The organism is Bacillus cereus group sp. MYBK245-2, assembly GCF_051916145.1.
Taxonomy (GTDB): Bacteria; Bacillota; Bacilli; order Bacillales; family Bacillaceae_G; genus Bacillus_A; species Bacillus_A pacificus.
Map to the genome: position 1 here is coordinate 390,215 of NZ_JBQAGB010000001.1, position 12,304 is coordinate 402,518.

Here is a 12,304-nt window from a genome sequence, read left to right on the forward strand (position 1 = left end):
CCGTCACATTATTTTTTGATTCATTATCCATTAACATGATTGACATCTGTAATCGCTCTCTTTCACCTTATATATTCTATCATAGGCATTCTAAGAGAAACTACTCAAATCCCTCATAAACAACACGAAAGAAAAGAGCCTCACTATTAGCAGCAAGGCTCTTTTTTATCTTCAATATGCTAGCCTTTTGAATAAAAACTAGTAATAAACTTCATATTACTACTTATTATCCATTAGCAAGTAAGTAATCCCTTTATTTTCAAAACGAATTTTTTCTTATTCTACAGAGAAGATGAAAGAATACACCGGTTGGTTTCCAGCATGTACTTCTACTTCTGCATCTTCAAAATTCTCTTCTACAAACTCAACTAATTCAGCTACTTCTTCATCAGTTGCATCTTCACCTTGTAGAATCGTTACGATTTCAGAATCTTCATCAATTAGTGCTTCTAGTAATTGCTTCGCAGCTCCTACTTTTTCAGCATTTGTTGATACGATTTTTCCATCTGCGATACACATGAAATCATCTTTTTGAATTGCCACACCATCAATTTCCGTATCACGTACAGCATACGTAATTTGACCTGTTTTCACATGAGATAAAGCTTCTTTCATGTTTTCTTCATTTTCCTTTAGCGTTCCAACTGGATTAAATGCTAACATTGCAGCCATACCTTGAGGAACTGTTTTTGAACGAACTACAATCACTTCTTGATCCACAACTGACGCTGCTTGTTCTGCTGCCATTACGATATTCCCGTTGTTCGGTAAAATAATGATTTTTTCAGCGTTTGCTTCTTCAATCGCCTTCACGATATCCTCAGTACTTGGATTCATCGTTTGGCCACCTTCGATAACTTTCGTCGCGCCAATGCTTTCAAATAAAGTTTTAATACCAGATCCCATAGCTACAGTTACGATACCATATGGTTGTTTCTCTTTAGGCTGGCTAGTTGGCTCAGGCATCATAGCAGGCTCATCTAATAAAGCAGTATGCTGTTCACGCATATTCTCTACTTTAATCTTGATTAAACTACCGTAACGTTGTCCGTAGTTCATAGCGTCTCCAGGATGTTCTGCATGAATATGAACTTTTACAATTTCATCATCAGATACAACTAGTAGTGAATCACCATACACACTAATATCTTCACGGAATTTTTGTTCAGAGAAATTATGTTCTTTCACTTTATCAGCTTCTAATTTCACCATGAACTCCGTACAATATCCATACTTAATATCTTCTGTACTCAATTGGCTTTGTACACTACGGTGATGTTCTGCGCGCACCATTTCATTCATAGATGGTTGGGCAGGTGCATCAGAAGAAATCGTTTCTCCTTTTAAGTCAGCTAAAAACCCTTCGTAAACTACTACAAGACCTTTACCACCGCTATCTACAACGCCAACTTGTTTTAATACAGGTAATAAATCTGGCGTACGATTTAACGATGCATTTGCTTCTTTCACAACGTCTTCCATAAACAAAACAAAGTCGCGCTGTTTTTTCGCAACTGTTACTGCATATTTACCCGTTTCTCTTGCAACCGTTAAAATCGTTCCTTCAATCGGTTTCATAACCGCTTTGTAAGCCGCCTCTACTCCAGCTTCTAAAGCTGCAGCAAAATCAACTGTTGTTAATTCTTCTTTTTGTTCAATGGATTTCGAGAAACCACGGAACAACTGAGATAAAATAACTCCAGAGTTACCACGAGCTCCCATTAATAATCCTTTGGCTAAACTTACGCCGACTTTACCAGCATGTTGTGAAGGATTTGCTTTCACTTCACGTGCGCCTGAAGTCATAGATAAGTTCATGTTTGTACCGGTATCGCCATCTGGAACTGGAAATACGTTTAATGCATCAACAAGCTGAACATTATTTGTTAAATTATTCGCTCCTTGAATGATCATTTGTGATAAACGTTTTCCATCAATTTTTTGAATTGACACAGATTTTCCTCCTTAATGCACATTACAAGTTTATTACTTTAACTCCTTGTACGTAGATGTTTACAGAATCTACTGCTAGTCCTACAGTTTGATCTAATGTATATTTCACTTTCGTCTGCACGTTATGTGCTACTTCTGAAATTTTCGTACCATAGCTCACAATAATATACATATCAATATGTACTTCATCTTCATCTTTACGAACAATAACACCTCTAGTGAAATTTTCTTTTCGTAAAATGTCTGTTAATCCATCTTTTAACTGATTTTTTGATGCCATACCTACGATACCGTAGCAATCTACCGCGGCACCTCCAGCAATTGTTGCAATTACATCTGTACTAATATCAATTTGACCGTACTTCGTTTTAATTTCAATTGACATCTCGTTTTCCCCCTTCATAAATGGTGAAAGTGAGTTAGACTACTTTAGTTACTATCATATAATCTTTTTAAAGAAAATTCCATCGTTCTTTCTTTTGCACTCTCATATTTTATGTTGAAAACTACACTTTTTTATGATGAGCAAAATAGTCCATTGTTATTATACAACATGTATCACTATAATATGTCAAGCAATTTTTCTTGATTTCAACTTTTCTTCATTGACATATAGTGTCAAGTAATTTTTCTTGATTTCTTTTTTCTACAGTGTTGCATTCTCTTTTTAGTTGTGTTAAATTATAGTAGTGTTTTTAGCATCGCATAAAAGACTAACATTGAAAAATTACGTATGGTAAGGTATCAAGGGAGGGAAATATAAATGGCTCGTGTTTGTGCTATTACTGGAAGAAAAGCTCGTTCTGGTAACTCTCGTTCTCACGCAATGAACGCTACAAAACGTAAGTGGGGCGCTAACCTTCAAAAAGTTCGCGTACGCATCGACGGAAAAGTTCAACGTGTTTACGTTTCTGCTAGAGCATTAAAATCTGGCAAAATCGAACGTGTTTAATAATAAAAAAAAGAGCCGCTAGGCTCTTTTTTTACTATACCAATGGAAAAAGCACCGGTAATAGGTGCTTTTTTTAATCTTTTTTGAAGGTATTTAACATGGCACGAACAATTCCACCAAGAAATTTAGGTAACTTAATTGTATAAAATCTCATGGTTTCCCTCCTAATCCCCATTACTCCACTTGGTCACTATATGATGTAAGGAGCAAAATTGTTTCTTTAATCAGTGCTTCTTATCACCATTAATATGCCAGAAGTAAATGAAAAAGTACCTTTTTCCTCAACCAGTTCATTACTAATACAAAGTGTGGATCCCCACTCTATTTTTTTATTCGTTAGAGGATATTTAAAACCAAGTAATGTAATCCCTTCCACTATTTCAGTAACAGGCACAAAAGATACATAAGGGAAATTTTTATTTTCTTCAATTATATGTGTACCCACTCTTTTTACACTTATTTCATTGTGATTGTCTACAATACACATCTCTATTCCTACTTCTAATCCTTTTAAAAGCATTTGTATATTCGCTAAACCGTGATCAAGTCTTCCGCCAGTAGCACCAAAAATACGAATGAGTGCCGGCTTTTGTTCTAACGCCCAGTTAATCGCAATTTCTAAATCTGTTTGATCTTTTTCACGAGGAACAATATGTAAATCATTTGTTTGTTGCCCTATCCATGCTAATTCTTCTTCAGTAACCGAGTCATAATCTCCAAACGCAACAGCAGGAGTAATACCTCTTTTTAATAAACGATATACTCCTCTATCAACTGCCGCCCACACTACTTTCTCATTTTCATATGAAGAAAAATCTGCACAATATTCCGCGGGTCCTCCCGCTAAAATATGAATAATCATGTTTCCTTCCCCTTCTATTGTAAAAAGGCAATCTGCCATTCGGTAGATTGCCTTTTTACATATTTTTTCTCTACCCTTTATAAATAGTGAAAACTTACTACACTAGAAGATTCACTGGGATAAAGACTCGTTCATTCATTATCCACGAATGACACGAATTGCTTCACCGCGGTCTTTTTGATTGTATACCGCTGACCCAGCTACAAGTACATTTGCTCCTGCTTCTACACAAAGTCTTGCTGTTTCAGCGTTTACACCACCATCAACTTCAATTTCTACTTCTAGATTGCGCTCTTTAACCATTTCTGCAACTTGTTTAATTTTCGGTAATACAGAATGGATAAATTTCTGCCCACCAAATCCAGGGTTTACTGTCATAAGTAATACCATATCAATATCTTCTAATACATGCTCAATCACTGAAACTGGCGTATGCGGATTTAATACAACTCCTGCTTTAATGCCATGAGATTTAATTAACTGAATTGTACGATGTAAATGAGGGCAAGCCTCTACATGAACAGTAATAATATCCGCTCCCGCTTTTGCGAAAGTCGGGATATAGTTATCAGGATTTTCAATCATTAAATGTACATCTAACGGTAACGATGTGATCGGACGAATTGCTTCTACAATTAATGGTCCAATCGTAATATTTGGTACGAAATGTCCATCCATTACATCGACGTGAATGTAATCCGCTCCGCCTTTTTCTACATCTTTAATCTCTTCCCCTAATTTTGAAAAATCTGCTGATAAGATCGATGGTGCAATTTTAATCATAACTAATACCTCGGCTTTCTCTCTCTAATTTCTTCTACAAATTGTTTGTAATTCTTATAACGATATTCTGTAATCTTCCCCTCTTCAACCGCAGCCTTCACAGCGCATTTCGGTTCAGAAAGATGTGTACACCCTCTAAATTTACAGTATTGGCTCGCTTCTTTCAACTCTGGAAAACAATATGTAAGATCTTCTACCTCTATATCTATGAAATCGAGTGAACTAAAACCAGGTGTATCTGCAACTAGTCCGCTTCCAATCGCAATTAATTCTACGTGTCTTGTCGTATGTTTCCCGCGTCCTAAATGTGAGGAAATATCATTCGTTTTCAGTTCTAATTCTGGACGTAAGACGTTAAGCATAGAAGATTTTCCAACACCAGATTGTCCCGCAACAACGGAAACACAACCTTCTAAGAACGGTTTTAAAATATCAATACTTTCCGATGTATTTATAGAAGTAAATAATACATCATATCCCATCTCACGATAGTCATTTGCATAAGATTCAACAGTCTCTCTCATTTTTTCATCCACTAAATCCATCTTACTAATGCAAATAATCGGCTTAATGTTATGATATTCAATCAGCACTAAAAATCGATCTAACAGTCCCGGATTAAAATCTGGTTCTACTGCTGAAAAAACAAGAATTGCTTGATCAACATTAGCAATAGGAGGCCTGACAAGTTCATTTTTTCGATCAAATACTTCAAGCACGTATCCTTCACTTGAATTATCAGCCTGAAAAACAACTTGGTCTCCTACCAGTGGTGTAATTTTATTTTTTCTAAACACACCACGCCCACGACATTGTGTAATCCCTTCTTCATGCTGCACATAATAAAATCCACTTAGAGCTTTTACAATTTTTCCTTCTGGCATATAATTCTCCTTTATTCTGTATAAAGTGAAGCTGTAATTCATATTGAATGGATTATCATTCTTTAAATAAAGATTTCAAAACCCGTCATATATACACATTAATATATTTAATCTACCATCAAATTTAAAATATTATTTATAACAGTATCACTTTTATATCTTTTTGAATCATATATTTTTGCCTGTTATACAGTCCACTATATGTAGACAGCATAACAGGCAGAAGTAATACATTCCATTCTCTCTAAAAAGAAAATGGAATTCATTATTATTGAGTTGGATATGGTACTTCTTTGTCAATAATCGTTACACCATCTCGTACAATTTTATAATGTCCTTTTGTACCTTCTTGAATTACAAATTCTAATGAAATAGTTGCCGACTCTGAAATTGTTCTAGTTTCAATTGGTCTATCCATTTTTTGTTGCATATCTTCTTTATAAATTTCTATCGTTTGCGGTTTTTTCTCACCTATTATAGAAGACTCATACGGAATAGAAATATTATCCACTTTCACTGTTTTCGTTACTTTCGGCTTAGGACCATCTGAAATAACAATCGTCACTTTATCTCCTTCTTTTAACGGCGTTCCTGGTTTTGGAGATTGCGAAATTACAAGTCCTTTATCAACAGTATCGGAATACTCTCGTTTTATATCTGGAGTTAGTTTCCTCTCATTCAAATAACCATTGACACTATTTTCAGTCCATCCTGAAAAATCACCTGGTCTAATTTGATAAGGACCTTTACTTACCCAAATTTTCAAGTCTTGTTCCGCCTCTACTACCATTTGATCCGGCGTCGGAATTTGCTCAACGATTTCACCTTTTGGTCTATCATTTTCAATATAATTTATTGTAACTTGTTTATATTTTTCTTCTAATTCAGACCTTATGCTCTCAAAATCTTTTCCTGTGAAATCAATCATCTTACTTTTCTTTTTCCCACCTGATTGATAGATAGTAATTTTAGAGTTTTCTTTCACGACTCTTCCTGCCACAGGGTCTGTTTTTATAACATTACCGGTTTCAACATCATCTGTATATACAATATTAGGTTCCGTAACCTCAAAACCCTTTTCAACTAATGTATTTACTGCGGTCGTATATTTCATACCAGCCACATCAGGTACTTTTACATCTTTTGGAATAAAGAATCCTGGAATAACAGTAAGGGCTAACGTTATTCCGATCGCTAAAAGTAAAAATGTTATAATTAAAACTTTGAGCCATTTATTACTTCGTTTTTTCTTCTTATTTAAACCCTCATCTTCTTTTCTTGCCTGTTCATCCACTTTACTTCCTTGTAAAACAATTGTTTCATCAGTTACATTTTCGAATAATTGTTCCTGTTGAATAACCGGAATCGCTTTTGTCGCTTCCATATCTTCCGGTATGTAAAATGGCTGCTCATTTATCCTCTCTGGATATAGCGCAGTTTCAATATCTCGTTTCATCGCATTAGCAGATTGATATCGATGAAACGGATCTTTCGCAGTTGCCTTTAATATAATATTTTCGACACTTTGCGGAATACTTTCATTCCATCTTTTTGGAGACGGAATTTCACTTTGTAAATGTTTTAAAGCTATAGCAACAGCAGATTCGCCAGAAAATGGTTGTCTTCCTGTTAACAACTCAAACATAACAATCCCTAGGGAATAAATATCTGATTGTTTATTTGCTATCCCGCCACGCGCTTGTTCTGGTGATAAATAATGCACCGAACCGAGTACTGAATTTGTATGTGTAATTGTTGTTGCACTTGTAGCTGTCGCAATTCCAAAATCTGTTACTTTTATTACTCCATCAGCTCGAATTAAAATATTGTGCGGTTTAATATCGCGGTGCACAATTTCAAAATGATGGGCGTGTGCCATGGCGGATGTTAACTGCTCCATAATATCAAGAGCTTCTCCTATCGGTAACATTCCTTGCTCAATTATGTATTGCTTCAATGTTTGTCCTGGTACATACTCCATTACAAGATAATATATACCATCTTCTTCTCCGACATCATACATATTCACAATATTTGGATGCGACAACGTTGTAACAGACTGCGCTTCTCGATGGAAACGTTTAATAAACTCTTCGTTATTTGAATAGTCGAGTCTTAATATTTTCACCGCTACATCTCGGCCTAGTATATCATCATGAGCTAAATAAACATTGGCCATTCCACCGCCACCAATCATTTTCAGTAGCTTATAACGGTCATTTAAGCGTTTTCCAATCAGCACGTTGCACTTCACCTACTTTCGTTTGTCGAACCCGCATAATCAATGAGAACAAGGGTGATATTATCTTCCCCGCCACGATCATTCGCCAATTGAATGAGACGTTGTCCCTTAGTTTCTAGCTGTTCATTTAACTGTAAAACTTGTTGCATATCAGCAATAGAAACTTTGTTAGATAGTCCATCAGAACAAAGAAGTAACTGATCATCTTCCTCTAGCACTAATGTTTTCACATCTAATCCGACTTTCTCTTCTGTTCCTAATGCCCTTAACAAAACATTCTTTTTCGGGTGATATTCTGCGTCTTCTTTTGAAATTTCACCATGTCTCACAAGTTCATTAACAAGTGAGTGATCTTCCGTTACAAGCGAGATTTCCCCCTCTGATACCATATAACAACGACTATCTCCTATATGACCTATCGTCACAAAATTTGGTGTACAAATCGCTATTATAAGTGTTGTTCCCATACCATTACATTCTACATGTTGCTTAGAGTATTCATATATACGCTCATTAATAATCCCCACGCTAGTATGTAACCACTCTTCTACTTTTTTTGGCTCGTTCATATTATGCGTTTGCTTCCAATAATCATGGAATAATTGAATGGTCATCGAGCTAGCTACATCACCAGCTCGATGACCTCCCATTCCATCTGCTACTACCGCTAAAATATTTCCATCTAAATTGTGAAAAACTCCTGCACTATCTTCATTATGTTGACGAACTTTTCCTTTATCTGATAGAAACACGGCTTTCATCTCGTCACCTCGTCTCTTCTTTGCGCTCCTTCGCACGCAACTGACCGCAGGCTGCATCAATATCATGACCTTGTTCACGGCGAATCGTTACATTTACTCCACGATCTTTTAACGTTTTTTCAAATAAGAAAATTTGTTCACGTGGCGTACGTACATAATCACGTTCAGGTACGTAGTTTACCGGAATTAAGTTCACATGACATTTTACACCTTTCAAGAGCGCAGCAAGCTCTTCAGCGTGCTCAACTTGGTCATTTTCGCCTCCAAATAGTCCATATTCAAAAGTAATACGACGCCCTGTTCTATTTACATAGTATTTAATAGCTTCCATCAAATCTGGTAGCTTATAAGCACGGTTAATCGGCATTAATTTTGAACGTAATTCTGAGTTTGGAGCATGCAGTGAAATCGCAAAATTAATTTGTAAATCTTCTTCAGCGAACTTATAAATTTTCGGGATGATTCCACTTGTCGAAACTGTCATATGTCTCGCACCAATATGAAGTCCTTTTTCATGATTAATGATGCGTAAGAATCCCATTAAATTATCATAGTTATCAAATGGTTCTCCAATTCCCATAACGACAAGAGAACTTACACGTTCTTCTGATTCATCAAGTGCACGTTGCACTTCTACTACTTGTGCTACAATTTCTCCAGCTTCTAAGTTTCGCTTTAAACCGCCAAGCGTCGAAGCACAGAACGTACACCCAATACGACAACCTACTTGTGTTGTTACACAAATGGAATTTCCATATTCATGTCGCATTAATACCGTTTCAATAGAATATCCATCATATAATTGGAATAAGAATTTAATTGTTCCATCCGAAGACGTTTGTTTTACTAACGTATTTAAAGTAGTAATATCAAAGGAATTCGACAATTTTTCACGCAATCCTTTAGAAAGGTTTGACATATCCTCATAATTTTTTACACGTTTTTTATATAACCAATCAAAAATTTGTCCAGCACGGAACTTTGGTTCTCCTTGCTCCTTTAACCAATCTTGCATTTCATGAAGTTGTAAAGAGTAAATTGATGGTTTTTTCGTTTCTAAATTTTTCTTTTGTTTTCTCACAGTCGTTTCCACGATGCTACACCTTCTTCCTTAAACAAGCAATATAAAAGCCATCTGTTGCAAAATAATGCGGTAAAATTTGTACTTGACCTTCATCAATATACGGACTTAACTTTTCTGGCATACGTTCTTTTATCGTAGTATCCCACTCGAACTCAGGATGCTCTTGTAAAAATCGTTCTATTACTTGTTCATTTTCTATTTTCTCAATTGTACACGTACTATAAACAAGGCGACCACCTTGTTTTAATAACGGTGCGATTTTTTCTAGTATTGCAAGTTGAATCGTCGATAGTCTTTCACTATCGCCTTTATCTTTACCTAACTTAATATCAGGCTTACGTCTAATTACACCAAATCCAGAACATGGGGCATCTACTAATATTTTATCAAACGTTTCATTTGCAAAGTGTTCTTGTACTTTTCTAGCATCTAATGCCTTTGTTTCGACATTTCCTAGACCAAGTCGCTCTGCTTGTTGTTTAATTAAACGTACTTTGTGTGCATGTAAATCAAGGGACATGACTTGACCAGTTCCTTTTAATCGCTCTGCAATATGCGTTGTTTTTCCACCTGGAGCAGCACAACTATCAAGAACTACATCTCCCTCATCTGGTTCTAAGGCACGTGCTACCAGCATAGAACTTTCATCTTGAATAGAAAGAAAACCTTTTTTAAACGCATCTGTGTGCGCTACATTCCCTCTTTCAATTTGAATTGCATCATCTGATAAATCGCCACGCTTCGCTTCTATACCTTCACTAGCTAATAATGTAATTGCTTCTTCTACTGTTATTTTATCAACATTTACACGCGCTGTTGGTACAGGCGGTAACATGTTCACTTCACACATTTTCTCAGCAGTTTCTAAACCATATTCTGAAGCCCATTCTTGGACAAGCCAAACTGGATGACTTGTTGCAATTGCCAAGCGTTCTACTGGATCTTTGATTTCATCTACAGAAGGTACACCTTCTCTTTGAATCGAACGTAATACACCGTTCACCATACCAGCAATTCCTTTATGCCCGCGACGCTTTGCAATCTCAACTGCTTCATGAATAGCCGCTCTTTCGGGCACTCGGTCTAAATAAATCATTTGATATAAAGATAAGCGAAGCAATACTCTTACCCACGCTTCAACCTTCTTTTTTAAAAAAGGCTGTAAATAATAATCTAATGTGTCACGACGTTGAATTGTTCCATATACAATTTCAGTTAATAAACCAATATCTTTTCTATCAATTGTACTTTTTTCAATTAGATTATTTAAAAGTAAGTTACTGTATGCACCACTTTTTTCTACTTGAATTAAACCATCAAGAGCTAATTCACGAACATTTTGTCTCATGCATTTTCTCCTAACTTCGTTCCAATTTCAGGTTTTGTGCCACGTAAAAATTGCGAACAACTCATACGCTTTTTACCAGAAGGTTGCAATTCTGTAACTTTAACACCCGTTTCATTACCAGTTGCTACAACGAAACCATCTTCTTCGATTGCAACAATCGTACCTGCTTCAGCTGATTTCGTTACAGGTACTTTTTCTCCCCACCATACTTTAACAACTTGTCCTGCTAAAGTTGTATAAGCAACTGGCCATGGATTCAATCCGCGAATGTGATTGTATACTTCTTCACCTGTTTTTGTCCAATCAATTTTCTCTTGCTCACGTTTTATATTATATGCAAACGTTACTTCTTCCTCGTTTTGTTTAATTGGTTCTAACTTACCTTGAATTAGTAAAGGTACTGTTTTAGATAGAAGATGTGCCCCTGCTTCACTTAACTTATCAAATAACGAGCCTGTCGTTTCACGCTCTTCAATTTCCACTTCTACTTGCGTTAAAATATCACCAGCATCCAATTTTTCTACCATATACATAATTGTAATACCTGTTTTTTCTTTCCCTTCCATAATTGCATAATGGATTGGTGCACCACCACGAAGTTCAGGAAGTAAAGAAGCGTGGACGTTAATACATCCATACTTCGGTGCTTCTAAAATTTCATTTGGTACAATTTGACCGAACGCAGCTGTTACAATTAAATCCGGCTCTAATGCCAATACTTTTTCATATTCGTCTTTTTCACGAATTCTTAACGGTTGTAACACTGGAATACCATGTTTTTCGGCTTCCACTTTAACAGGTGTAGGTGTTAATACTTTCTTTCTGCCTACCGGACGATCTGGTTGCGTCACAACACCTATTACATCATAGCCATCTTCAATAAGACGACGAAGCACCGGCACTGAAAAGTCCGGTGTTCCCATAAATACTACTTTTATCATTTAAAAACCGCTCCTTTTAATACCTATTCTAATTCGTTTTCCTCATAATATCTTGTCACTTTCGATGTAAATAACACACCGTGTAAATGATCGATTTCATGTTGAATTGCACGCGCTAAAAACCCTTCTGCTTCTAATAAAAATACTTTACCTCTGCGATTTTGCGCACGCACTTTAATATAATCCGCACGTTCCACTTCACCATAAAGTCCCGGGAAGCTTAAACAGCCTTCGGGACCTACTTGTTCACCACGTTTTTCTAATATCGATGGATTGATTAACTCAATTTTCCCAGTATCATCACCGATATCAACTACCGCCACTTGCAAGCTTACCCCTACTTGAGGCGCAGCTAAACCGACTCCGTCCGCAATTAACATTGTTTCATGCATATCTTTCAACAATTTCACTAACTTTTTATCAAAGTTAATTACTCTTTCACACGGTGTTTCTAACACTTCATTTGGATGCTTTACTATTTCTAAAACTGCCAT

General features: G+C 36.2%; 13 protein-coding genes. 1 reads left to right on the forward strand and 12 read right to left on the reverse strand.

All coding sequences use genetic code 11. The features are described from left to right. Nucleotides 1-276 precede the first annotated feature (276 nt). Nucleotides 277-1,953, reverse strand: a complete 1,677-nt coding sequence (locus ACTFRN_RS01925; protein ID WP_000027112.1) for a DAK2 domain-containing protein — start codon at nucleotides 1,951-1,953, stop codon at nucleotides 277-279. 22 nt (nucleotides 1,954-1,975) lie between these two features. Next, the gene (locus ACTFRN_RS01930) at nucleotides 1,976-2,338 is read right to left on the reverse strand and encodes an Asp23/Gls24 family envelope stress response protein (protein WP_000021109.1); all 363 of its coding nucleotides are present in this window, start codon (nucleotides 2,336-2,338) and stop codon (nucleotides 1,976-1,978) included. A 378-nt stretch (nucleotides 2,339-2,716) separates the two neighbouring features. Here ACTFRN_RS01930 and rpmB point away from each other — a divergent pair, with 378 nt between their 5' ends. Further along, nucleotides 2,717-2,905, forward strand: a complete 189-nt coding sequence (gene rpmB / locus ACTFRN_RS01935; protein WP_000124776.1) for a 50S ribosomal protein L28 — start codon at nucleotides 2,717-2,719, stop codon at nucleotides 2,903-2,905. A gap of 73 nt (nucleotides 2,906-2,978) precedes the next feature. On the opposite strand, the gene spoVM is transcribed toward rpmB, so the two are convergent. From spoVM to def, 10 genes are all read right to left on the reverse strand, one after another. Beyond that, a complete protein-coding gene (gene spoVM, locus ACTFRN_RS01940; RefSeq protein WP_001213599.1) occupies nucleotides 2,979-3,059 on the reverse strand; it encodes a stage V sporulation protein SpoVM in 81 nt (26 codons plus the stop codon). A 66-nt stretch (nucleotides 3,060-3,125) separates the two neighbouring features. Beyond that, nucleotides 3,126-3,806 (reverse strand): thiamine diphosphokinase, encoded by a 681-nt coding sequence (locus ACTFRN_RS01945; RefSeq protein WP_041184501.1) that lies wholly within the window; start codon nucleotides 3,804-3,806, stop codon nucleotides 3,126-3,128. Nucleotides 3,807-3,905: 99 nt separating this feature from the next. Continuing rightward, nucleotides 3,906-4,550, reverse strand: a complete 645-nt coding sequence (rpe, locus tag ACTFRN_RS01950; RefSeq protein ID WP_000589966.1) for a ribulose-phosphate 3-epimerase — start codon at nucleotides 4,548-4,550, stop codon at nucleotides 3,906-3,908. A gap of 2 nt (nucleotides 4,551-4,552) precedes the next feature. Continuing rightward, nucleotides 4,553-5,434, reverse strand: a complete 882-nt coding sequence (gene rsgA, locus ACTFRN_RS01955; protein ID WP_088106439.1) for a ribosome small subunit-dependent GTPase A — start codon at nucleotides 5,432-5,434, stop codon at nucleotides 4,553-4,555. A 268-nt stretch (nucleotides 5,435-5,702) separates the two neighbouring features. Continuing rightward, nucleotides 5,703-7,676 carry a serine/threonine protein kinase PrkC gene (gene prkC, locus ACTFRN_RS01960; RefSeq protein ID WP_088106438.1) on the reverse strand — a complete coding sequence of 658 codons (1,974 nt, stop codon included), beginning with the start codon at nucleotides 7,674-7,676 and terminating at the stop codon, nucleotides 5,703-5,705. Nucleotides 7,677-7,684: 8 nt separating this feature from the next. Further along, the gene (locus ACTFRN_RS01965) at nucleotides 7,685-8,437 is read right to left on the reverse strand and encodes a Stp1/IreP family PP2C-type Ser/Thr phosphatase (RefSeq protein ID WP_000648696.1); all 753 of its coding nucleotides are present in this window, start codon (nucleotides 8,435-8,437) and stop codon (nucleotides 7,685-7,687) included. 4 nt (nucleotides 8,438-8,441) lie between these two features. Continuing rightward, complete coding sequence (gene rlmN / locus ACTFRN_RS01970; protein ID WP_000450543.1) at nucleotides 8,442-9,530, reverse strand: 23S rRNA (adenine(2503)-C(2))-methyltransferase RlmN; 1,089 nt, start codon at nucleotides 9,528-9,530, stop codon at nucleotides 8,442-8,444. A 4-nt stretch (nucleotides 9,531-9,534) separates the two neighbouring features. Continuing rightward, nucleotides 9,535-10,869 carry a 16S rRNA (cytosine(967)-C(5))-methyltransferase RsmB gene (gene rsmB, locus ACTFRN_RS01975; RefSeq protein ID WP_001249677.1) on the reverse strand — a complete coding sequence of 445 codons (1,335 nt, stop codon included), beginning with the start codon at nucleotides 10,867-10,869 and terminating at the stop codon, nucleotides 9,535-9,537. Continuing rightward, on the reverse strand, nucleotides 10,866-11,810 hold the full coding sequence (fmt, locus tag ACTFRN_RS01980) for a methionyl-tRNA formyltransferase (RefSeq protein ID WP_000598791.1): 945 nt from the start codon (nucleotides 11,808-11,810) through the stop codon (nucleotides 10,866-10,868). The genes rsmB and fmt overlap by 4 nt, the downstream gene beginning before the upstream one ends. A gap of 23 nt (nucleotides 11,811-11,833) precedes the next feature. Further along, nucleotides 11,834-12,304, reverse strand: a complete 471-nt coding sequence (def, locus tag ACTFRN_RS01985) for a peptide deformylase (protein WP_000279468.1) — start codon at nucleotides 12,302-12,304, stop codon at nucleotides 11,834-11,836.

What these genes read in the sequence shown, in the direction of transcription:
- ACTFRN_RS01930 (WP_000021109.1), bottom strand. Translation starts at nt 2,338, where the DNA reads ATGTCAATTGAAATTAAAACGAAGTACGGTCAAATTGATATTAGTACA.
- rpmB (WP_000124776.1), top strand. Translation starts at nt 2,717, where the DNA reads ATGGCTCGTGTTTGTGCTATTACTGGAAGAAAAGCTCGTTCTGGTAAC.
- spoVM (WP_001213599.1), bottom strand. Translation starts at nt 3,059, where the DNA reads ATGAGATTTTATACAATTAAGTTACCTAAATTTCTTGGTGGAATTGTT.
- ACTFRN_RS01945 (WP_041184501.1), bottom strand. Translation starts at nt 3,806, where the DNA reads ATGGCAGATTGCCTTTTTACAATAGAAGGGGAAGGAAACATGATTATT.
- rpe (WP_000589966.1), bottom strand. Translation starts at nt 4,550, where the DNA reads ATGATTAAAATTGCACCATCGATCTTATCAGCAGATTTTTCAAAATTA.
- rsgA (WP_088106439.1), bottom strand. Translation starts at nt 5,434, where the DNA reads ATGCCAGAAGGAAAAATTGTAAAAGCTCTAAGTGGATTTTATTATGTG.
- ACTFRN_RS01965 (WP_000648696.1), bottom strand. Translation starts at nt 8,437, where the DNA reads ATGAAAGCCGTGTTTCTATCAGATAAAGGAAAAGTTCGTCAACATAAT.
- rsmB (WP_001249677.1), bottom strand. Translation starts at nt 10,869, where the DNA reads ATGAGACAAAATGTTCGTGAATTAGCTCTTGATGGTTTAATTCAAGTA.
- fmt (WP_000598791.1), bottom strand. Translation starts at nt 11,810, where the DNA reads ATGATAAAAGTAGTATTTATGGGAACACCGGACTTTTCAGTGCCGGTG.
- def (WP_000279468.1), bottom strand. Translation starts at nt 12,304, where the DNA reads ATGGCAGTTTTAGAAATAGTAAAGCATCCAAATGAAGTGTTAGAAACA.